The sequence below is a fragment of the Rheinheimera tilapiae genome (genome assembly GCF_042432165.1).
Classification (GTDB): Bacteria; Pseudomonadota; Gammaproteobacteria; order Enterobacterales; family Alteromonadaceae; genus Pararheinheimera; species Pararheinheimera tilapiae.
Genome location: NZ_JBHLXP010000005.1, coordinates 228480 through 249119, shown reverse-complemented (window position 1 = coordinate 249119; position 20640 = coordinate 228480). Strand labels below are relative to the sequence as shown.

At 52.8% G+C, this 20640-nt stretch carries 20 protein-coding genes and 1 riboswitch; of the genes, 11 read left to right on the top strand and 9 right to left on the bottom strand.

Translation table 11 applies throughout. From position 1 onward, the window contains the following. Position 1 precedes the first annotated feature (1 nt). The 3 genes from ACFFJP_RS17420 to thiC are packed head-to-tail and all read right to left on the bottom strand — an operon-like array spanning position 2 to position 4275. Positions 2-886 carry a HesA/MoeB/ThiF family protein gene (locus ACFFJP_RS17420; RefSeq protein ID WP_377247197.1) on the bottom strand — a complete coding sequence of 295 codons (885 nt, stop codon included), beginning with the start codon at positions 884-886 and terminating at the stop codon, positions 2-4. Then, positions 876-2459 carry a thiamine phosphate synthase gene (locus ACFFJP_RS17415; RefSeq protein WP_377247194.1) on the bottom strand — a complete coding sequence of 528 codons (1584 nt, stop codon included), beginning with the start codon at positions 2457-2459 and terminating at the stop codon, positions 876-878. Before ACFFJP_RS17415 ends, ACFFJP_RS17420 begins: the two co-directional genes overlap by 11 nt. Then, entirely contained in the window at positions 2446-4275 is a 1830-nt protein-coding gene (gene thiC / locus ACFFJP_RS17410) for a phosphomethylpyrimidine synthase ThiC (RefSeq protein WP_377247191.1), read from the bottom strand. The genes ACFFJP_RS17415 and thiC overlap by 14 nt, the downstream gene beginning before the upstream one ends. A gap of 285 nt (positions 4276-4560) precedes the next feature. Beyond that, positions 4561-4661, bottom strand: a riboswitch (TPP riboswitch). Positions 4662-5116: 455 nt separating this feature from the next. Here thiC and ACFFJP_RS17405 point away from each other — a divergent pair. From ACFFJP_RS17405 to ACFFJP_RS17385, 5 genes are all read left to right on the top strand, one after another. Further along, positions 5117-5530 carry a hypothetical protein gene (locus ACFFJP_RS17405; RefSeq protein ID WP_377247188.1) on the top strand — a complete coding sequence of 138 codons (414 nt, stop codon included), beginning with the start codon at positions 5117-5119 and terminating at the stop codon, positions 5528-5530. Positions 5531-5620: 90 nt separating this feature from the next. Further along, positions 5621-6103, top strand: coding sequence for a hypothetical protein (locus ACFFJP_RS17400; RefSeq protein ID WP_377247185.1), 483 nt, complete (start codon positions 5621-5623; stop codon positions 6101-6103). Positions 6104-6553: 450 nt separating this feature from the next. Further along, positions 6554-7330 carry a hypothetical protein gene (locus ACFFJP_RS17395; RefSeq protein WP_377247182.1) on the top strand — a complete coding sequence of 259 codons (777 nt, stop codon included), beginning with the start codon at positions 6554-6556 and terminating at the stop codon, positions 7328-7330. 81 nt (positions 7331-7411) lie between these two features. Continuing rightward, positions 7412-7915, top strand: a complete 504-nt coding sequence (locus ACFFJP_RS17390) for a hypothetical protein (RefSeq protein WP_377247179.1) — start codon at positions 7412-7414, stop codon at positions 7913-7915. A gap of 132 nt (positions 7916-8047) precedes the next feature. Continuing rightward, complete coding sequence (locus ACFFJP_RS17385; RefSeq protein WP_377247176.1) at positions 8048-8335, top strand: hypothetical protein; 288 nt, start codon at positions 8048-8050, stop codon at positions 8333-8335. 324 nt (positions 8336-8659) lie between these two features. Here ACFFJP_RS17385 and trpA read toward each other — a convergent pair whose 3' ends face one another. The 6 genes from trpA to ACFFJP_RS17355 are packed head-to-tail and all read right to left on the bottom strand — an operon-like array spanning position 8660 to position 15394. Further along, on the bottom strand, positions 8660-9466 hold the full coding sequence (trpA, locus tag ACFFJP_RS17380; RefSeq protein ID WP_377247173.1) for a tryptophan synthase subunit alpha: 807 nt from the start codon (positions 9464-9466) through the stop codon (positions 8660-8662). Then, complete coding sequence (gene trpB, locus ACFFJP_RS17375; RefSeq protein ID WP_377247170.1) at positions 9466-10689, bottom strand: tryptophan synthase subunit beta; 1224 nt, start codon at positions 10687-10689, stop codon at positions 9466-9468. The genes trpA and trpB overlap by 1 nt, the downstream gene beginning before the upstream one ends. Beyond that, positions 10686-12140, bottom strand: a complete 1455-nt coding sequence (trpCF, locus tag ACFFJP_RS17370; protein ID WP_377247167.1) for a bifunctional indole-3-glycerol-phosphate synthase TrpC/phosphoribosylanthranilate isomerase TrpF — start codon at positions 12138-12140, stop codon at positions 10686-10688. Before trpCF ends, trpB begins: the two co-directional genes overlap by 4 nt. Continuing rightward, complete coding sequence (gene trpD / locus ACFFJP_RS17365) at positions 12130-13182, bottom strand: anthranilate phosphoribosyltransferase (RefSeq protein ID WP_377247164.1); 1053 nt, start codon at positions 13180-13182, stop codon at positions 12130-12132. Before trpD ends, trpCF begins: the two co-directional genes overlap by 11 nt. Beyond that, positions 13179-13775, bottom strand: a complete 597-nt coding sequence (locus ACFFJP_RS17360) for an aminodeoxychorismate/anthranilate synthase component II (protein ID WP_377247161.1) — start codon at positions 13773-13775, stop codon at positions 13179-13181. Before ACFFJP_RS17360 ends, trpD begins: the two co-directional genes overlap by 4 nt. Then, the gene (locus ACFFJP_RS17355) at positions 13772-15394 is read right to left on the bottom strand and encodes an anthranilate synthase component 1 (RefSeq protein ID WP_377247158.1); all 1623 of its coding nucleotides are present in this window, start codon (positions 15392-15394) and stop codon (positions 13772-13774) included. The genes ACFFJP_RS17360 and ACFFJP_RS17355 overlap by 4 nt, the downstream gene beginning before the upstream one ends. A 556-nt stretch (positions 15395-15950) precedes the next feature. On the opposite strand from ACFFJP_RS17355, the gene ACFFJP_RS17350 reads away from it, so the two are divergent. The 6 genes from ACFFJP_RS17350 to rluB all read left to right on the top strand — a co-directional run bounded on the left by ACFFJP_RS17350 (position 15951) and on the right by rluB (position 20466). After that, complete coding sequence (locus ACFFJP_RS17350; RefSeq protein WP_377247155.1) at positions 15951-16256, top strand: TraR/DksA family transcriptional regulator; 306 nt, start codon at positions 15951-15953, stop codon at positions 16254-16256. 113 nt (positions 16257-16369) lie between these two features. Continuing rightward, the gene (rnm, locus tag ACFFJP_RS17345) at positions 16370-17311 is read left to right on the top strand and encodes an RNase RNM (protein ID WP_377247152.1); all 942 of its coding nucleotides are present in this window, start codon (positions 16370-16372) and stop codon (positions 17309-17311) included. An 85-nt stretch (positions 17312-17396) separates the two neighbouring features. Continuing rightward, the gene (locus ACFFJP_RS17340; RefSeq protein ID WP_377247149.1) at positions 17397-18017 is read left to right on the top strand and encodes an L-threonylcarbamoyladenylate synthase; all 621 of its coding nucleotides are present in this window, start codon (positions 17397-17399) and stop codon (positions 18015-18017) included. Positions 18018-18028: 11 nt separating this feature from the next. After that, a complete protein-coding gene (locus ACFFJP_RS17335) occupies positions 18029-18856 on the top strand; it encodes a segregation and condensation protein A (RefSeq protein WP_377247146.1) in 828 nt (275 codons plus the stop codon). A gap of 63 nt (positions 18857-18919) precedes the next feature. Next, positions 18920-19519, top strand: coding sequence for an SMC-Scp complex subunit ScpB (scpB, locus tag ACFFJP_RS17330; RefSeq protein ID WP_377247143.1), 600 nt, complete (start codon positions 18920-18922; stop codon positions 19517-19519). Further along, on the top strand, positions 19516-20466 hold the full coding sequence (gene rluB, locus ACFFJP_RS17325; protein ID WP_377247140.1) for a 23S rRNA pseudouridine(2605) synthase RluB: 951 nt from the start codon (positions 19516-19518) through the stop codon (positions 20464-20466). Before scpB ends, rluB begins: the two co-directional genes overlap by 4 nt. The last annotated feature ends 174 nt before the right edge of the window (positions 20467-20640 follow it).

Here is a 20640-nt window from a genome sequence, read left to right as displayed (position 1 = left end):
TTCAGACTCCTGTCGCAGTAAAGTGGTTGGCGGCTGTGGCGTGGGCGCAGCAGTCGCAAAGTGGATTGGTCTGTAGCGCGTACCAGTGAAAACCGCTGACTGTACTCTGGCCCTGGCTCCATTGCTGGTACCGGGCATAGTGACCAAACGGCAGCCCGGTATCGTGCTGTGCGACGTCGGCATACGGCACAGGTTCGGCCTGTAAAAAGCGCAGCAGTAACAACGCCAGCTGCTGGGCGGTCAGCGCCACCAGCGCCGGATCAACCCCCAGCGTTCGGCAGTTTTGCAGTGCTTGCCAGTCGGGGTCGACCAGGCACTGGTAGCAGGCCGTCGCCGGACTGAGCAGATACAACTGCGCGGAATGTCCACTCACCGCGCCGGCAAACAGTGGCTTACCGGCTTCACGCGCCAGCCGATTTAGCTGCAGCCGGGTCGGCAAGTTGTCGCTGCAATCGACCAGCACATCACAAGCGGTAATAGCCTGGCGCAATTGCTGATCGTCCGGCCGACAGGCCAGCACGGTCAGCCGCGGATGCGGGTTATGCAGATGCAACCTGACGGCGGCGACTTCGGCTTTTGGCTTGCCGATGTCGGTCGTTTGATACAGGCTCTGGCGCGGCAGGTTGGATAACTCGACTTTATCGCCGTCGACTAGTATCAACTGGCCAATGCCAGCGCCAACCAGCGTGGTGGCGACCGGACAGCCCAGACCACCTAAACCCAACAGCAATACGCGGGCATTTTTCAGCCGTAGTTGCCGTTTGTCGCCGTCATCCCCCAGCATCAGGCTGCGGCTATAACGGATAAATTCAGCGTCGGACAGTGTGGCCTTCGCATGCTGTATATCAGAGCGCTGCGTTTTAGCGTGTTTGGTCTCAGTAGGCATGGCGCTCCTCCCGCAGCATTGGCTGCTGCCATAGGGCCAACAGTTGCTGGCAAGTGGCGCGGATATCGTCACTAGCTACAACTGCGCGCACCATCGCGACACCGGACAGACCCATGACGCGCAGTGCCTGCAGGTGTGACGCGTTGATGCCGCCAATCGCCACCGCCGGGATCTGTTGCTGCTGACAGAGCTGCTGTTGCAGGCCAACGAGCCGCAGACCTTGTGGTATCGACGGCATATCTTTGGTGGGCGTGGCAAACAGATGGCCAAGCGCAATGTAAGACGGACGTATTTGCAGCGCCTGCAGCAGCTCCAGATAACCGTGTGTGGAAATACCAAGGCGCAGGCCAGCACGCTGGATAGCCGGAAGGTCGGCGCTTTGTAAGTCTTCCTGGCCCAGATGCACGCCGTAAGCGCCGAGTTCCAGCGCCAGTTGCCAGTGGTCATTGATAAACAGTTGTAGCTGATGTTCCTGACCAAATGCGATGGCAGCGCGCAGGCTCTGTCGGAGCTGTTCCTCGCTACCGGTTTTCAGCCGCAGCTGCACAGTGCGCAGACCCGCAGCGGCGACATCAAACAGCTGACTAAAGCTGCTGACCACCGGGTAAATGCCGGGCGCCTGTTGCAGCGATGCAAAGCCTGTCGTCGACATGCTCGTAACGCCGGCCAGCGGCCCACGCAACGTGATTTGGTCTTGTGGTTGCAAGGCCAGCGGCCAGCCGGCTCTGCCAAGCAGATACGGCTTGGTCGCCGGGCGCTGCAGGCATTGCTGCATATACAGGCTTGCCAGCACTAATGCATCGGGCAATAACATCGGCTGCGCCAAAGCACAGGCCAGTGCGGTGGCAAAACTACAGCCGGTACCGCGCCAACTACCGGTTTGGCGTGGTTTTTCCAGTTGCAACGCGCTTTGCGGCGCACCGGCCGACAAAGTGTTGTTCTGCGCCTGTGCCGGCCAGAGTTTAAAGGCCTGAGTGGCCGCCGGATGCAGATACAGACTTTCACGTAGCATCACGCCGCTACCGTGACCATCTTTACACCAGATGGCTTTCACTCCTTGGGCCAACAGCAGTTGGACTGCAAGTTCTGCATCAGCGTCCGCCGCTAAACCGGCCAGTGCCCGCAGTTCCGGTCCATTGGGCGTCAGCACGTCAGTCAGGGCCAGCAAGGGGGCAAAAGTTGAGGGACTCAGGCGCTGCAATACATCACCACTGCTGGCCACTTGCACCGGATCCACGATGATCCAAATGTGCGGATGTTGATGCTTAAACCGGCCGAGCCAGTCAATCAGCAGCTCCAGCGTGGCGAGATCCGGCACCAGACCCAGTTTTATCGCGACTGGCAACGGCTGGCCAGTTGCTGTCAGCGCATCAAGCTGGGACTGCAGCACAGCAGGAGTCACTGGATTGATCGCCAGTACGGCGCCGTTATGTTGCGCGGTGACGGCCGTCAGCACTGTCACGGCCGGCACGTCTAAATCCTGCGCTGTGGCAAGGTCAGCCTGGATACCGGCCAACGCGCTGCAATCCGAGCCACCAATCAGCCAAATCAGACCGGGTTCAGGCAGGTTCATTTGCGCGCTCCGCCGGTGGTGCCGACAAGGTACTGGCTTTGACACTTTGATTCAGTTTCATCGAACAAAATTTCGGCCCGCACATGGCACAAAACTCGGTGTCGGCGCCTTCTGGCAGCGCCGCCTGGTAGTAGGCTTTGGCGGTGTCGGGATCGAGCGATAAATGAAATTGGTCGAGCCAGCGGAATTCGTAGCGGGCTTTGGACAAGGCGTTGTCGCGCAGCTGCGCGCCGGGATGTCCTTTGGCTAAATCGGCGGCGTGGGCGGCAATTTTGTATGCGATAAGCCCTTGTTTTACATCTTCTTTATCCGGCAGGCCCAAATGCTCTTTTGGCGTGACATAACACAGCATGGCGCAGCCAAACCAGCCGATCAGCGCCGCGCCAATGCCGGAGGCGATATGGTCATAACCCGGTGAAATGTCGGTGATCAGCGGTCCCAGCGTGTAAAACGGCGCGCCGTGACAATGCGCCAGCTGCTCCGTCATATTGGCCTGCACCAGTTGCAGCGGCACATGGCCCGGGCCTTCAATCATTACCTGCACATCATAAGCCCAGGCAATTTTGGTCAGTTCACCTAAAGTGCGCAGCTCGGCAAACTGCGCGGCGTCATTGGCGTCGGCAACACAGCCCGGTCGCAGGCCATCACCAAGGCTGAGCGACACGTCGTACTGCGCACAGATCTGGCAAATTTCGGCAAAATGCTGGTACAGGAAATTTTCGCGGTCGTGCAGCTGACACCACTGCGCCAAAATAGCGCCGCCGCGCGACACGATGCCGGTGATGCGCCGGGCGGTCAGCGGAATAAAATCTTTCAGCACGCCAGCATGAATAGTGAAGTAATCCACGCCTTGCTCTGCCTGCTCAATCAGCGTGTCGCGATATAGCTCCCAGCTCAGTTTTTCTACATCACCGCGCACTTTTTCCAGCGCCTGATAAATCGGCACTGTGCCGATGGGCACCGGTGAATTGCGCAAAATCCATTCGCGGGTCTGGTGGATATGCCGGCCGGTGGATAAATCCATCACGGTATCGGCGCCCCAGCGCACCGACCACAGCAGCTTTTCCACCTCTTCTTCGATGCTGGAACTGACTGCCGAATTACCGATATTGGCGTTCACTTTGACCAGAAAATTGCGGCCGATAATCATTGGCTCGGCTTCGGGGTGATTGATATTGGCTGGCAAAATGGCGCGGCCGGCGGCGATTTCCGCACGGACAAATTCAGCGTCAATTTGCGCCGGAATGCCGGCACCAAAACCTTCCCCGGTGTGCTGGGGTTGTAAATCGCTGGCGGCTTGTTGCTGCGCAGCGCGCGCCATATTTTCCCTAAGCGCAACAAACTGCATTTCCGCTGTGATGATGCCGGCCCGGGCATAGGCCAGCTGCGTCGGGCGACAACCTGGTAGCGCCTGACGGACCTGATGCTGAAACTGACCTTGTTGCGCGTCCAGCTCCACCGCTAAGGCCGACAGCGGCGTGCTGCAAAAGGTCGTATCCTGGCGTGCAGCAATCCAATCCGCTCGCAGTGGTGGCAAACCTCGGCTGACATCGGCCTGATAATCGGCATCGCCATAAGGCCCGCTGCAGTCATAGATCGGCACCGGTGCATTGTTACTGCCATCCGGCGAAGGGTGTAACGACACTTCACGGCAGGGCACTGCGACAGTGCCATCAGCACTTTGCAGGTAAATCCGGCGTGAACCGGTATGGGCGGCGGTTTTAAAATCGACAATATACCGGCGCGCCGCTTCGCGTTTATCACGACGGCTGGCTGGTGCAGCATTAATTTTTGGGGTGGTAGTACAGTCAGACATAGCAAGCTCCAATAAAGTTGAGTTGCTTGTCCGGAGTGGGGCAAACGCGTGCAGCAACGCAGGCGCAAAAAGCACCCGCTGCGGTACACATTTGATAAATAGCCAGTGCTACAGGAACGCCACCGGCAATGACCGGCTTAGCTCGAATTTAATCGATAGCAGACGGTAAAGGCTGGTATTAAAGCTTTCCAACAGCACAGACAACTGCAGTTTCCGCTGCAAGTTCGCATCCAGCAACACCTTCTCTCAAAGGTTTGACACTGAATGGATCTGTGGCAGCAGGGTGGCAGTGATCCCCTTGTTTCCCTTCGCAGGTTCTAACCTGATCAGGTTCAACGGTATCCGCTTTCGCGGTCTCAGCCCAGTGGGCACTCCGACAAGTGCGCGCAGTATAAGCAAAAAAAATCCAGGCTGACAACCGATGTTTTGTGGCGGAATTGTATTTTCATCAGCTGAAAATGCTGCGTAAACGCCAACAGGGCAAAGACGGCAAGGTCGAGATTATTGATTCGCCATCTGAGGAAAAATCAGCAATCGCAAAGCCCCAACCGTAACCACCAATCGAACAGATGGCTGGTAAAAGTTCAGCAAGAGGTTAAAAACGTCCTAGCGGTTGAGGCAACATAACACTTCAAATGTAAAACATGTGTTATCAAATAACTTAACGGGTTTATCCGCGCTTTGTTTTTTTCATCACAACGCCTAAGTAGCCAAGAGCTTGAGATTGATGAATTTTTACGGTAGCGTTGCAGGATGTTAAAAAACTCAAAAGGGTTACCCCTGCTTAAAAGCGTGCTTTTTCCTTTTGATGAAATTGTTAGCTATGCACAAGGAATATATTTTGAACAAGTTTGGCCTTTCTCTGTTTGTTCTTACTGCTCTGTTATTTTTAGGGAATTTTATTTTCATTTTTGTGGATCTAAGCTCTGGTCTAGTAGCTCCATACAGCAATTTTTATTTCTCGATAATTGGTGCATTTATAATTTATAAGTACATCAAAAAAATGAAATTTACAGGCTTCGAATTTTTGCTTTTTTATATCCCGCAATTGCTGAGCTTTTATATTGGAGAACAAAAGTTTGAGTTTTCAGCCGGAATCAATTTCTACTGGAGACGCATTTTTATGGATGGCGCATTCAACGATCCTCTCGCAAAAGTAGATTGGGGTTTTGGGATAAATGTCTTTGCGGTGATTTGTATTGCGCTGATATATCGTGCTTTTTATAAAGATAGGAAAACTCAACATGTTAGCTAACAATGCGCGGCACTTTGCGGCCTTCGGCCGCAGCGACGCTCACTGCGTTTCGCGCGCGTGCGCTTATAGTTAACTGTACTAGGAAACTCCATGAAGTTTTTTGTAACTATTTCAGCGGTTTTATTTTATGGGAACGCGTTTGCTTGTTCGTTTGACAGACCGTTTATTGATTTTGAACACACCAATGAAGGCAATACCATTCCCAAAACACCATCGTTCTCAGTGAAGTCAATTTCACGTGGAGAGAACGGTAGTGCCGGTTCCTGTGCTGATGCAGGAGTACTTACTTTAGTTACAACCTCTGCCGAGAAAGACACTGGCTTTATATTTTCCATTGAAGAAGGCCAATTTGAAGACCAACTTTTTTATCCTGAACCGATGATTTTAGAGAGCGGCCACACTGGAACGGATGAATACTTTTTTATATGGAATGATGGCCGTACTACCGAGCAGGAGCCTATAGACATAACCCTTAAAATAGTCGCAGTCTCTAAAGACGGAGGTCAAAGCGAGCCACAATATTTAAAAGTAACTCACAATGGCGTAAAAAAGCCATGGTGGCAATTTTGGTAAGTACAGTTAACAAAGCGCGGCACTTTGCGGCCTGCGGCCGCAGCGACGCTCACCATGGTTCGCGCGCGTGCGCGCATAGTTAGCCGTTAATCGGTTTTAAAGTTTTTGGCTGGTTGTGCAGCCAACACCAGGAAGGTGGCTTTGTTCGGGCAGTGCGTTGCTTGGGTAAAGTGCAAACGGAAATTGTGTTCTTCGTTTCCCTTCTGGTAGTTTGGTGTTCACCAATTATTTACAGGCTCCGCTCAGCGCTTTGTGGCAGCAAGCTGCAAAAGTCAGCTGCTTGTGGGGTAAGTTTTAAATTTGCACGTGCGGCGTTCTTAGAGTTTTTGCGTTGCCCTTATCCGGGCTTTCGGCTAACAAATCGCGGCACTTGCGGCCTTCGGCCGCAGCGTCGTCAACTGCGATGCAGTTGCTGCGCGTGCGCTCAGCGTTATGTATCAGGAGCGAATTTTGACCGAAGCAGTAAAGTGGGAATTCTATTTAGACGGAGATTCTCGATATTTTAGAGGCTACTCTGAGGGACGCAAGAATTTGTACTTTGATATTTATGGTGGGATTGATCACTACCATGATTGCATGAATGATGACTTCCGCCTTTCATCTGTATATTTTGATGACGAGGACGATCCTGAAGTTGTGTGGCAAATAGGGTATGAGCTAGCAAGCTTATACAATGGAGTTTCGTCAATATTATCTGAAAATGTTCGGAAACTGGAGTTAGCCGACTTATTGCATCATGGTGTTAGAGTTGGAAAACCCCAAAAAAGAAATATCTTAGCCTTATTAGGGAAACCAAATATTTCAGACTATCTATATAATCAGGAATTTGAAAAAGTAAAAAAATCAGATGTTCGTTTCTTTATGATGAACTTGGCCGCTGAGCGTGAAGATGCTTATTTGATATTGAAATATTTCGCAGTTGAAGGAAGTTTTATCAATTATTATAAAACTCTTGAGACATTAGAGACTCTATCAAAAAAAACAGGTATAGAAATTTCAGTAGATAAGAAATTAAGAACAGCTTTTACGAATACGGCTAACAACTATACCTTGTCAGGCCTGGATTCTAGGCATGGGTTTAAACAAGCTGTTAAAGAAAACAAAACTCCAAGTATGGAGTTATCAGAAGCACATTCATTCATAGCAGGCATTGCTAAAGAATATCTCAATGGGCTAGCCAACGGTATTATCAGTGGAATACATAACAAGTCATTCAAGCTGGACTAAATACAGCGGGCTCTCGCTCCGCTCAATTATAGCCCACTATATTTAGCCTCTTAATGAGGCGTTAGAAATTTTGGAGGTTCTTTGATTTTTCAGCCACCGCGACAGAATTATCAACCGTTAACAGAAAGGGAAGAAGAGTACTTTCATCTTGTTAATTGTTTGAGCTGCTTTGAGAGAGCTATTAAGATTCTAGAGGAGCTGGATGGTCATGTTGATATGATAAGTACGACTTTGCAGGATGCCGCAACAAGGTTAGCTATTATTGAATATGCAAAAGCATATACTTCAGCGTTTGGCAGCGTGAAATACAGGTATAAATTGACGCCTCCTGAATTATCAAAAGAAAATTTTTATCTTCATAAAGTTGTGATGGAGCTTCGGGATAAAGTTCTTGCCCATAGCGATCTGATACCAAAACAAGGCAAAGTTCATTATCAACCATTAGGTTCAACAGAACCTGCTCTGGTTTCACTGTTTACAGACCCTACATTACCAAGTACGGAAAAACTTTTATCACTATTCAGTGAAACTGTAGGAAAAATAAAAATTACTCAGCAGCAGCTGTCAAATGCCTTACCAAGATAGGTTAACATTTCTAACAAGTTGCTTAATTTCGTTCCGGCCACAAACAGCGTGGCCTCCACTGGACTGCTTACGCTGTGCTGCGGCAGTCAATTAGCAAAGCGTTAGCTGTCAGAACCGACAAGGACGAATCTTATGACAACAATCCTAGTTATTGGATTACCAGTTCTTATTGTTCTATCAATCGTGATTTCACTAAAATTAAGGGTATGGTTGAGTTTTTTACTAATTTTTGTGCTTGGAGTGGCGTCTCCATTTGTCGTTGATTTTTTTTATTGCTCAATATTAAAAAACGAGTGCAAACCTGATGCGTTAGAGGCAGTTGGCTTTTTTTTGCTTGCTATATATGTGATTGTAATTAGCTCGATGATTTATGGCTTTATCCTGAACAAAGTGAAACAAAATGGTATGCATAACAGCTAACAAATCGCGGCACTTTGCGGCCTGCGGCCGCAGCGACGTCAACTGCGCTGCAGTTTTCCGCGCGTGCGCTCAGCGTAAGCGAGCCTATCAGCCTACGCCAAATAAGCTTGGTCCTGATCTATTGATGTTTTAGGTTGGTTTTGCTCTGAATGCTTTACGGCGCCGAATATTGGCTCAGTGACATGACAGCTACAAGCTTTGCATTTCGGCTTGTGCAACGGCCTTGGCAGCAGCAGCTGCGGTGCGCTCGCTTTTGATCAAAACAGCGCGGCAAAGGTAAAAAAGGCCTGAAATTTCAGGCCTTTTGCTCAAATGAAACGCTGCTTAGTGCTGCGTTGCCGCTTTCATGCCGCGGACAAAATCGCCCAGTTCCTGCAGCAACGTCGCCGGTGCCGCCAGATTTTTTTCAATCAGCTGGACAATAGCCGAACCGGAAATCGCGCCGGCTGCACCTGAATCGAGCGCGGCTTTAACATGTTCTGGTTTGGAAATACCAAAGCCGAGCAGGGCCGGTGCTGCGCCATAACTTTTCAGCTTGCTCAGCATCGCATCGGCTGGCATTGCGGCCACCGTTTCGGTGCCGGTGACGCCGGCGCGCGATAACAGGTAGGTGTAACCGCGGCCATAGCTGGCCAGTTCCTGTAAGGTCTCGTCAGTGGCGTTGGGCGTTGCGATAAAAATCGGTGCGATGTCTTCTGCCAGCGCCGCCTGACGAAAGCGCAGGCTTTCAATTAAAGGCACATCGGCGATCAGCACCGAGTCGACGCCGGCCGCTTTGGCTTGCTGATAGAAATGGCTGATGCCGCGCGCCATCACTAAGTTCGAATACAGCAACAAACCAATCGGCAGGTCCGGTGCATAGGCGCGCACTTTAGCGATAATGGCAAAGGCATCAGCTGGCGTTACACCGGCGGCTAAAGCACGGATATTGGCACCCTGAATGGTCGGGCCGTCCGCGATAGGGTCGGAAAACGGAATGCCGAGCTCTAACGCATCGGCGCCGTTATCAATCAGCGTTTTGATGATGTCAAATGACAACTCAGCAGTCGGATCACCCAAGGTGACAAATGGCACAAAAGCGCCCTGATTGGCCGCTGTTAAGCGGCTGAACATTTGGTCGTAACGTTGCATCAGTGGGCACTCCCTGTATTCGCTTCATTCTTGGTTTGCTGCTGTGCGGCCAGCACCGACATGACATGGCCTAAATCTTTGTCGCCGCGGCCGGATAAGTTCACCAGCAGCACCATAGGTTCGGTCGCAGCTTTGGCCATTTTTAGCGCGTGCGCTAACGCATGTGAGCTTTCCAGCGCCGGAATAATGCCTTCAGATTTTGCCAGCAACTGGAAGGCTTCTAACGCCTCGTCATCGTTGATGGCGACATATTCGGCGCGGCCAATCGACGATAAATAAGTATGCTGCGGGCCGACCGCCGGATAATCGAGACCGGCGGAAATTGAATAGGACTCTTCAATCTGGCCATCCGCCGTTTGCATAATGGCGGTGAAGGCACCGTGCAAAATACCGAAACTGCCGGTCGACAGCGCCGCACCGTGCTGATGGGTATTGATGCCCATACCGCCCGGTTCAACACCAATCAGCCGCACACCAGTTTCCGGAATAAAATCAGCGAACATACCGATGGCATTCGAACCGCCGCCGACACAAGCCAGCACCGCGTCCGGCAGTTTGCCTTCAGCCTGCAGAATTTGTTGTTTGGCTTCTTCGCCAATCATTTTCTGGAATTCGCGCACGATAGTCGGGAACGGATGCGGGCCGGCCGCAGTGCCGAGCAGATAATGGCTGGTGGCATAGCTGGCGGACCAGTCACGCATCGCTTCATTGACCGCATCTTTTAACGTACCGGAACCAGCGGTCACTGGAATAACCGTCGCGCCCATCAGTTTCATCCGGAACACGTTCGGTTGCTGGCGCTCAATGTCTTTGGCACCCATGTAAATTTTGCAATTAAGGCCGAGCAGGGCACAGGCTAAGGCCGTGGCAACACCATGCTGACCGGCGCCGGTTTCCGCAATAATGTCTTTTTTGCCCATGCGTTTGGCGAGTAATGCTTGCCCCAGCACCTGATTGGTTTTGTGCGCGCCGCCGTGCAGCAAGTCTTCACGTTTTAAATAGATTTTCACCAGCGGATTTGGCGAAATATTGCGGGTCAGCGTCAGTGGCGTCGGCCGGCCGGCGTATTCGTTCAGCAGCTGCTGGAACTCGGCGAGAAAAGCCGGATCCTGCTGCGCGTCAATAAAAGCCTGCTCGAGTTGCAGCAGGGCCGGAACCAGCAACTCAGGCACAAACATGCCACCGTAGTCACCGAAATAAGGATTAAGCTTGGGTGCTGTCATAACTGGGTTTCTCCGAAACTGAAAGCTCTGATACGTTGAAATGCTGTGAGAATTTTGGCCGGATCTTTGACGCCAGGCGCCGATTCCAAACCGGAATTCATATCAAGACCGCTGGCGGCCGTTCTTAAGGCATGCTGGACGTTGTCGGGATTAAGACCACCGGCCAGCATCACTGGTTTATGTAAAATACGCTCGCCAAGCAGGTTCCAGTCAAACGACAAACCGGTGCCGCCCGGGATCCCCGGCTGGTAAGCATCCAGCAAAATCCTGTCTGCGCTGTGGCTAAATTGCGGCAGAGTGTCTTTCACCCGATAGGCTTTCCAAATCTCACAGCCTTTGGGCAATAAGGTTTTTAAACCGGCGATATAACTTTCATCTTCATCGCCGTGCAGCTGTACTGCGGCTAGCTGCAGTTCACGGGCAACCAAGGCCACCTGGGCCGGCGCTTCGTTAACAAAAACACCGACAAACCTCAAAGCTGCGCTGTCGCGGATTGCTTTAGCCTGTTGCTGCGTGACAAATCGCGGGGACGGCGGATAAAAAATCAGCCCGCCGTACAAAGCGCCAGCCGCGGCGACCTGTTGTGCCTGTTCTGGCGTCGTCAGGCCACAGACTTTGTGTTCACCGCGGGTCAGTGCATGCACAGCCCGGTCTAAGTCCGGTTCGGCCATTAGCGAACTGCCGACTAAAAAGGCCGTCGCCACTTTACCCAGCTGGCGCACTTGATGGTTAAAATAAATGCCGGATTCGCTGACCAGCGGGGTCGATGGCGGCACCAGCCGCGCTAGCCGGAAACTGGTATTTAAATCCGTTTCCAGTGTGCGTAAGTTACGGTTATTAATGCCAATCAGTTCAGCTTTGAGCGCAACAGCGCGCAGCGTTTCGTCTTCGTTACTGACTTCGGTCAGCACGGTCATGTTCAGCTTGTGCGCCAGCGCCGCCAGTTGTTGATACTGCGTATCGTCCAGCACCGACAACATCAGCAGCACCGCATCTGCGCCACAGGCGCGGCCGCGGTAAATCTGATACTCGTCGATGATAAAATCTTTGTGCAGCAACGGCTGGTCGACCAGATCACGCATCGTGCGCAGATAGTCATAACTGCCTTGAAAGAACTTTTTGTCGGTCAGCACTGAAATACAGTCGGCATATTTGCCATAGACGCCGGCGATTTCTTTTAAATCAAAATTGGCGCGGATCAGCCCCTTGGATGGCGAAGCCTTTTTGCATTCCAGAATAAAACGCGCACCCGGCGCAGTCAGCGCTTTAAGGAAGTTGCGGTTGGTCGGTACTACATTGGCGATAAAACTATCGAGCGGCAGCGCGATTTTGTCTTCAGCCACTTCCAGCGTTTTATGCGCAATGATGGTTTGCAAAATGTTCGGCTTGGCTGTGGAAGCCGTTGCCGAAGCTGTTACTGAATTGGTGATTGGGGTCGGATTAGTTGCCATGACTGGCCTCCCGGAACTGCTGTAAGGTGGTCATCGCCTGATCGGTCGCGAGCAGGTCAAGTACGGCTTGGGTATTGGCGGCCAAATCTTCGCCCTGGCCACAGATCTTCAGCATGGCGGCGACATTGGCCGCGATGGCATCCCGATGTGCTTGCGGTGCTTTACCCGCCAGAATATTGCGGGTAGCGTCGGCGTTTTCGGCCGGTTTGCCGCCTCGCAGTGCTTCCAGCGGCACCGGCGAGAGACCAAAATCGGCGGCGGTTAAGCGGAACTGATGCAATTGGCCGTCGCGGACTTCACAGACATCGGTGACGCCATGCAGCGCAATTTCATCACAGCCTTCGCCATGCACCACCCAGGCGCGTTCAACGCCCAGTTGCAGCAGCGCCTGCGCCAACACCGGGCATAACGCTTTGTCATAGACACCCAGCAGCTGAAATTTCGGCGCTGCTGGGTTCAATAAAGGCCCAAGCAAATTAAACAAAGTCCGGCTTTTTAAGGCACTTCGGACCGTCATCGCATGGCGGATGCCGCTGTGATAGACCGGCGCAAATAAAAAACTGACGCCTGCTGTTGCCAGTGTCTGCGCGGCTTGCTGCGGGCTCATCTGAATGGCAATGCCGAGCTGTTCCAGCAAGTCGGCAGAGCCACTTTGCGACGACACACTGCGGTTGCCATGTTTGGCAACTTTAAGCCCCATCGCTGCAGCGACAATGGCTGCAGTGGTAGAAATATTGATGGTATTGCTGCCATCACCGCCGGTGCCGCAGCAATCGATGACGGCAAGGTCTGTCGCTGGTAATGGCGTGGCGGCAGCGCGAAACGCTTTGGCGGCGCCGGCGATTTCTGCCGCGGTTTCACCGTTGAGTTTCAGCGCTGTTAACACAGCTGCCAGCACAATAGGGTCAATCTCGCCGCGCGCCACGGCGGCAAAAAACGTTTCGCTTTGCGCTTCGCTTAACGACTCACGGTTCAACAGCTGGCTGACTGTCGCAATCTCCAGTTCGCGCGGTGTCAGATCTTGGTTCAGTATTGCAGTCATAGCGCGGCCTCCGTTTGCGTCAGATACGCCAGGCTCTGCGCCAACAGCGGTTTACCCTGAGTGGTCAGAATCGATTCCGGATGGAACTGATAACCCAGTGCTTTATGCTCTGCATGTAGCACCGCCATCGGAATATGCTGGTAGTTGGCAATCACCTGTAAAGAGGCTGGTACTTCGATTGCCATCAACGAGTGATAACGCGCCACAGCAAAAGGCCGCGGCAGGCCGGCAAAGAGCGGATGGTCGGCCAGCTCAATCAGTGAGGTTTTGCCATGCACGGTTTCACCGGCACGGCCGACCACGCCGCCATAATGTTCTACTAACGCCTGATGGCCGAGGCAGATACCGAGCATCGGAAAACGGCCGGCACAGCGGCGGATAAGCTCCGGCATCGAGCCGGCATCTTTAGGGGCGCCGGGGCCAGGGGACAACAACAGCACCACAGGTTCGGTTTCCAAACACATTTTTTCGAAGATATAAGCGGCCGGCACTGTGTTGCGGTACAGCTTCAGGCGACAGCCCAGCTGCGCCAGTTCGTCGACCAGGTTGTAGGTAAATGAATCTTTGTTATCCAGCAAATACACCAGGCTCATACGGCACCTCCAGTGCTTGTTGCTGCCACACTGTCGATGGCATGCGCCGCCAGAATGGCACTTAATACCGCCTGCGCTTTGCTGCGGGTTTCTTCGGTTTCAGCCTGCGCCACGCTGTCGAATACGACGCCAGCGCCGGCCTGTACATAAGCGGTGCCGTTTTGCACATAAGCACTGCGGATCACGATGCAGCTGTCAAAATCGCCGTTGCCGGATAAATAACCGACCGCACCGCCGTAGCTGCCGCGTTTTTTGCCTTCGACCTGGCGGATCAGTTCAGCCGCCCGCACTTTTGGGGCGCCAACCAACGTGCCCATGTTCATACAGGCCTGATAGGCATGAAGCGCATCTAATTCAGTTTTTAACGTGCCGACGACGCGGGAGACTAAATGCATCACATAAGAATAGCGGTCGACTTTAAGCAGCTCTTTAACATAACGGCTGCCCGGCACGCTGATACGCGCCACGTCGTTACGGGCTAAGTCCACCAGCATCAGGTGTTCGGCTTTTTCTTTTTCGTCTTGTCTGAGTTCCAGTTCGATCCGGCTGTCGAGGTCACGATCTAACTGGCCTTGGGCATTAAAACCACGTTTGCGGGTGCCGGCGATTGGGTAGATTTCTACCTGCCGATTGGCGGCATCGAATTTCAGTGCCGATTCTGGTGAGGCACCGAACAACACAAACGCCGGATCCTGCAGGTAAAACATATAAGGGCTGGGGTTTTGTTGCTTCAACCGGGCATAAGCGGCCAGCGGTGACGGGCAGGGCAGTGAAAAACAGCGGCTTGGTACCACCTGAAACACGTCGCCAGCGACGATATTGTGTTTGAGTTGTTCCACCTGCGCGGTAAATGCCGCATCACTGATATCGACTTGTAAATCGGCCGGGCTTACAGCTGAACGGCTTTCCAGTGCCGGGTCAAACACACAGGCGCCCTGTAAAGCGCGGTTCAGTTGCTCCAACCGTTTACCGATGCCAAAACAGCTTTGCATCGCCTGTTCACCACAAAATACATTGCCGACCAGGCGAGCTTGCTGACGTTGGTGGTCCAGCACCAGCAGCGTTTCAGCCAGATAAAACACAAAATCCGGGCAGGCGTTGTTGCCAACCGGCACGTCTGGCAGCAGCTCTGCGCTGGCGACATAGTCGTAGCCGATGACGCCACCTAAAAATACCGCGAAAGGTTCGTCGCTGTGGCTGCACAAGCCTTGCTGCAGCGAGCGCAGCACCGATAACGGTGTAGGAGCCAATAAGCGGCTGGCTTCATCGCACAGTGGGTCTGGCCGGCTAAATTGCACGCTGAGCTGGCGTGGGCTGCGGCTCACGCGGGCGATGGAGTCTAATTTAGCGGCTAGAAAATCCAGCAGCGGCAGGCCATTGTCAGAAACGGCGTCGACCTGAACGGTTAAGTCCTGGCATTCAATGCGCAGCGCCGCGTCCAGCAGTAACAGCGTTTTCAGATTGTCTTTGCTGTCAATTTCGGCCGATTCGAGCAATAAACTGTAGGGGCTGAGCCGGCTTAACTGCTGATAGCAGCCGAGCGCGTCGCTCTGGTAGGGGATGGCGGTAGCAATAGATGCGACTTCGCCCGGTGTCTGTGTGATATGACTGAAAATCATCCGGAAGTTCCTGTATACCCGCTGAGCTGCGTTGCCAGTGCGGGCGGTCAGCTGACCTTAATTAAAACGACAATAGTCCAAAGCCGGGCCACAATTGCCCTTTGAAAATTGCCACCATCGCCAGGAAATCAGTGCTGTTGTGCTCATTAGTAACTCCACGCTTAAAAATTTGTTTCGCCAGATATGACAAAGGCCCGTTGTGAGAACGGGCCTTTGGTTTTTCGGAATACACCGCCAACACACGCCCGTTAAGGAGTATGCCACCACCAAGTGATCAGCTGAGTTGCGCTGAGAGTGTGTGGAACGGCCATTGTCTATTCCTCGAATACTGCGACCGGATATCGGTCAGGCCCACATAAAACCGCAAATGCAGGGATGGCGTCAAGCAAAAATCGGCGAAATCGGAAAATAAAACCGTAAAGGCGTCTGGATGTCTGAAATTATTGTCTTTACCCGGCATGCTGTTGCGCTGGATCAACACGCAGATTGGCTGAGCGGATAGATTAAATGCATCTTTACAGAGCTAGTTCACAGCGCAACGTCAGGGAGCACCCCCATGTCCGAACAACGCCAACAGTTATTGGATTTGCAACAACAACTACAACAACGTTTAAGTGCCGTGCAGCGTGACTTACGTCAAGGTCATGATGCAGATAGCGCCGAACAAGCGCAGCAACGCGAAAATGATGAAGTGCTGCAACAGCTGGAACAGCAATTACAACGCGAGCTGTTGCAACTGCATCTGGCGTTGGAGCGGCAGCAGCGTGGTGACTACGGTTTATGTGAGCAATGTGGTGCAGCTATTGCGCCGGCGCGGCTGAAACTACTGCCGTTTGCCTTGCGTTGCCAGCATTGCGCCTGAGGTGATGGCTGGGTTAGGCGGGCGGTGCCGATAGCCGCAGCAGCGCTTCTGTGGCACAATTGACGCGTCAGCGCCCGTGTTCCGGCGCGCTCTTCACGTCAATTGAGTCTTTCATGAAATTTGATCTGCACAGTCACACTTTTTATTCCGACGGTATGCTCAGTCCTGCCGATTTATTGGCAAGAGCAATTGAGCGCAAAGTCGATGTACTGGCGATCACCGACCACGACACCTTATTAGGCCTGGCGCCTGCCCGCGCCGCTATTGCTGATGGCGAATTACCGATCCGGCTGGTGGATGGCGTGGAGATCTCAACCAGCTGGTATGAATTTGAGATCCATATCGTTGGTCTTGCGATAGATCCGAGCAATGAAAGCCTGCAACAACGGCTGGTCAGTCAGCAAGAGCGCCGGCTGGAACGCGCCCGCGAAATGGCGCGGCGTCTGACCAAACACAATGTTCCGGATTGCTTCGACGCAGTGATGGCTCTGGCGAATGGCGGCGCCGTGACGCGCACTCATTTTGCCCGTCATTTGATGACCATTGGTAAAGCGACCTCGATGGCAGGCGTATTTAAACACTATCTGGCGCGTGGCAAAGCCGGTTATGTACCAAATAATTGGGTCACGTTGCCTGAAGCCGTGCAATGGATCCATGACGCCGGCGGCATCGCCGTGCTGGCGCATCCGCTGCGTTATAACCTTAATGGCAAATGGCTGACCAAGCTGATGCGGGAATTTGCTGCTGCGGGCGGTGATGCTGCCGAAGTGGCAAGTTGCCAGCTGACACCGGTACAAAAGCGCGACGTCTGGACTCTGTGCCAGCAATTTGGTCTGGTCGCTTCACAAGGATCGGATTTCCATCAGCCGACCGACTGGAGCGATCTGGGCCGTGGTTTGTATCTGACCGACGATATCCGCACCGTCTGGCAACAATTTCCGGCGCTTTTTCCGCAATTAGAGGCGCAACCAGAACCACAGCCGGAAGCGCAACCAGAACTTGCAGCTGAAGCTGTACATCTCGAAAGCTCTGACAAGCCGGCGCTTTGCAGCTAAGCTGTAGTAAATGGTTGCAGTTTCGATTTAAGCTGCTGATCTCCATTCATTTTCAAGATTTGCCGCAGGCAATAAGGATTCAGGCATGAGCCAGTTTTTCTACGTTCATCCGGAAACACCGCAAAGCCGGCTGATGAAACAAGCCGTCCACATCATCAAACAGGGTGGTGTGGTGATTTATCCAACCGACAGCGGTTATGCGCTTGGCTGTCAGCTCGGTGATAAAATCGCGCTGGAACGTATTCTGCAAATCCGTCATATCAGCGGTGAACACCACTTCACCATTATGTGCCGCGACCTCAGCGAATTATCTATCTACGCCAAAGTTGAAAATACCGCGTTTCGGCTGATTAAAAACAACACGCCGGGCGCTTATACCTTCATTCTGCGCGGAACTAAAGAAGTGCCACGGCGCTTGCTGAACGAGAAGAAAAAAACCGTTGGTCTGCGCATTCCTGATCATAAAATCGCACTGGCGTTATTGGCCGAGCTTGGTGAACCTTTGATGTCCAGCTCGTTGATTTTACCGGGACGCGAGTTTGCCGAATCCGATCCGGAAGAAATGCGCGATCAACTTGAACGTCAGGTCGATCTGATTCTGCATGGTGGCGTTCTGGCCGGTAATCCAACCACGGTGATCGATTTGTCTGATGACAACCCGGTAGTGGTGCGTGAAGGCGCCGGTGCCGTGCAGCCGTTTTTATAACAGCGCCGTCGATGCCCGCAACAACATCAACCGAAGCAGAATCACTCAGTCCGTTGACGGTACAACAAGTGCTGCCGTTGGCGTTTGTGCGCGGCGAAGCGGTGCTGGAGCGGCCGGAAGACTTATTTATTCCGCCGGACGCGCTGGAAGTGTTACTGGAAGCTTTTGAAGGCCCGCTGGATTTTTTGCTTTATCTGATCCGCCGTCACAAGTTCGATATTGTCGATTTGCCGGTCAATGAAATCACGCTGCAGTACATGGAATATATCAACTTGATGCAGGAGCTGAATTTCGAACTGGCCGCTGAGTATCTGGTGATGGCGGCGATGTTGGCGGAAATAAAGTCCCGGCTGCTCCTGCCTAAACGCGAAGCTGAGCAGACTGAAGAGCTGGACCCGCGCGCAGAATTAGTGCGCCGGCTGCAGGAATACGAACAGTTTAAACTGGCGGCCACGCAGCTCGACGCAGTACCACGGCAAGAACGGGATTTTTTCCCTACCCATGCCGCGCTGGCTGATAATTTTGCGCCTTTTGTCATCGAGCCGGACGTCAGTCTGGCCGAGCTGGTGCTGGCATTACAAGACGTGTTCAAACGCACTAAAGATTTTCAGCATCACCAGATCCAAAAAGAACAATTATCAACGCGGGAACGGATGAGCCGCATTCTCGAATTGCTGCGTCAACAGCCGGTACTGGCGTTTGGCCAGTGTTTTGCGTTGCAGGAAGGCCGGCAGGGCGTCGTCGTGACCTTTTTGGCGGTACTGGAGTTGGTCAAAGAGAAATTGATCACACTGACCCAGGTTGAATCTTATGGTCAGATCCACCTGAAATTGGCATAATGCGCGGCCGTTTTTCGGCGCTGGAACAGGCGACGGGCGACGCACGGCAGAAGAGGGGCACCGATGGCAACAAAAATTCAGGATGATCAGCTGGTTCAGCTGTTAGAAGCCTGTTTATTTGCCAGCGAGAAACCGCTGAGCCAGACTGAATTGCTGGAAACCGTGTTGGCTGATTTTCAGCTTAGCAAAAAACGGCTGCAGGCAGCGCTAACCAGGCTGGAGCAGGATTATCAGGGCCGTGGTATTGGCCTGGTAGAAACGGCCAGTGGCTGGCAGTTCCAGACCAAGTCCGAGTGGAGTCCTTATCTGGCGAGACTGTGGCCGGAGCGTTCACCGCGCTATTCCAGAGCGGTGCTGGAAACGCTGGCATTGATTGCCTACCGTCAGCCGATTACGCGCGGCGAAATTGAAGCGGTGCGTGGGGTGTCGGTCAGTAGCCAGATCATGCGGACCTTGCTCGACCGCGGTTGGGTCAAAGTCGTCGGACATAAAGAAGTGCCGGGGCGGCCGGGTTTATATGCCACTACTAAAGAATTTCTCGATTATTTTGGCGTGAAACGGCTCGATCAGCTACCGCCATTACCTGAACTGGTTCCATTGGGACCTTTATTTAATTCAATCTCTGAACACACAGTCGCGATGACTGAGGAGTCGCAAACATGAGTGAAAAACTACAGAAAGTCCTGGCACGCAGTGGTGTCGGATCACGCCGCGAAATGGAAACTGTGATCAGCGCCGGCCGCGTCACAGTGGATGGCAAAGTGGCGCATCTTGGGGATCGGATCAATGCCAATCAACTGGTCCGCGTCGATGGTCATCCGGTCAAAATCGCCACCGAAGAAGAACAAGTCTGCCGCGTGGTGGCTTACCACAAGCCAGAAGGCGAAATTTGTACCCGTACCGACCCGGATGGTCGTCCAACTGTGTTTGACCGTCTGCCTAATATCCGCGGCGCGCGCTGGATTGCGATCGGCCGGCTCGATATCAATACCTCAGGCTTATTACTGTTCACCACTGACGGTGAGCTGGCCAACCGCTTGATGCACCCGAAATTTGAAGTAGAGCGCGAATACTCAGTGCGGGTATTTGGCGAAGTTAATGACGCTATTATCCAGCGCCTGCGAATTGGCGTTGAACTGGAAGACGGCAAAGCCAACTTCAAAAAAATCAAAGCGATGGGTGGCGAAGGGGTCAACCGTTGGTTTAACGTGGTGCTGACCGAAGGCCGCAACCGCGAAGTTCGGCGGATGTGGGAATCCCAGGGTACTGTGGTGAACCGTTTGATCCGGATCCGTTATGGTGATCTGCTGCTGCCGAAGCATTTACCGGCTGGTGGTTATACCGAAATGGGCCTTGAAGATGTAAATTACCTGCGCAAACTGGTGCATCTGTCACTGGAAACTGAATCGCTGGCCAAAGCCGAAGATCGTGATGAGCGTCGTCGTCGCATGGCGTCAATTAAACGCGCGGTGCGGAAGTATCAGGTGAATCAGAAGTTGGTGGAAAAAGGCGAAAAGCCTGCGGCAAAACCGCGTGCTGAAAAGCCGAAAACGGATGAGAAAAAGCCAGGTAAAACTCCGTTTAAAGGCAAAAGCCGGACGCGGATCTGACCACTGTTTTGCGACAATCAAAAAACGCAGCTTCGGCTGCGTTTTTCGTCTGAAGCAGCCGAGTCAATAATAAATATCAGAGCTCTGATGGATCTGTGGTTCATCCTGCAAATCATCAAAGCTGACCGCGAAGTGTTTACTTTGGTCATGTAAGTCCGACAGATACACCGCCCT

Excerpts from the sequence above, each read along its gene's own strand:
- ACFFJP_RS17420 (WP_377247197.1), bottom strand. The coding sequence starts at position 886 with ATGCCTACTGAGACCAAACACGCTAAAACGCAGCGCTCTGATATACAG.
- ACFFJP_RS17415 (WP_377247194.1), bottom strand. The coding sequence starts at position 2,459 with ATGAACCTGCCTGAACCCGGTCTGATTTGGCTGATTGGTGGCTCGGAT.
- thiC (WP_377247191.1), bottom strand. The coding sequence starts at position 4,275 with ATGTCTGACTGTACTACCACCCCAAAAATTAATGCTGCACCAGCCAGC.
- ACFFJP_RS17400 (WP_377247185.1), top strand. The coding sequence starts at position 5,621 with ATGAAGTTTTTTGTAACTATTTCAGCGGTTTTATTTTATGGGAACGCG.
- ACFFJP_RS17385 (WP_377247176.1), top strand. The coding sequence starts at position 8,048 with ATGACAACAATCCTAGTTATTGGATTACCAGTTCTTATTGTTCTATCA.
- trpA (WP_377247173.1), bottom strand. The coding sequence starts at position 9,466 with ATGCAACGTTACGACCAAATGTTCAGCCGCTTAACAGCGGCCAATCAG.
- trpB (WP_377247170.1), bottom strand. The coding sequence starts at position 10,689 with ATGACAGCACCCAAGCTTAATCCTTATTTCGGTGACTACGGTGGCATG.
- trpCF (WP_377247167.1), bottom strand. The coding sequence starts at position 12,140 with ATGGCAACTAATCCGACCCCAATCACCAATTCAGTAACAGCTTCGGCA.
- trpD (WP_377247164.1), bottom strand. The coding sequence starts at position 13,182 with ATGACTGCAATACTGAACCAAGATCTGACACCGCGCGAACTGGAGATT.
- ACFFJP_RS17360 (WP_377247161.1), bottom strand. The coding sequence starts at position 13,775 with ATGAGCCTGGTGTATTTGCTGGATAACAAAGATTCATTTACCTACAAC.
- ACFFJP_RS17355 (WP_377247158.1), bottom strand. The coding sequence starts at position 15,394 with ATGATTTTCAGTCATATCACACAGACACCGGGCGAAGTCGCATCTATT.
- ACFFJP_RS17350 (WP_377247155.1), top strand. The coding sequence starts at position 15,951 with ATGTCCGAACAACGCCAACAGTTATTGGATTTGCAACAACAACTACAA.
- rnm (WP_377247152.1), top strand. The coding sequence starts at position 16,370 with ATGAAATTTGATCTGCACAGTCACACTTTTTATTCCGACGGTATGCTC.
- ACFFJP_RS17340 (WP_377247149.1), top strand. The coding sequence starts at position 17,397 with ATGAGCCAGTTTTTCTACGTTCATCCGGAAACACCGCAAAGCCGGCTG.
- ACFFJP_RS17335 (WP_377247146.1), top strand. The coding sequence starts at position 18,029 with ATGCCCGCAACAACATCAACCGAAGCAGAATCACTCAGTCCGTTGACG.
- scpB (WP_377247143.1), top strand. The coding sequence starts at position 18,920 with ATGGCAACAAAAATTCAGGATGATCAGCTGGTTCAGCTGTTAGAAGCC.
- rluB (WP_377247140.1), top strand. The coding sequence starts at position 19,516 with ATGAGTGAAAAACTACAGAAAGTCCTGGCACGCAGTGGTGTCGGATCA.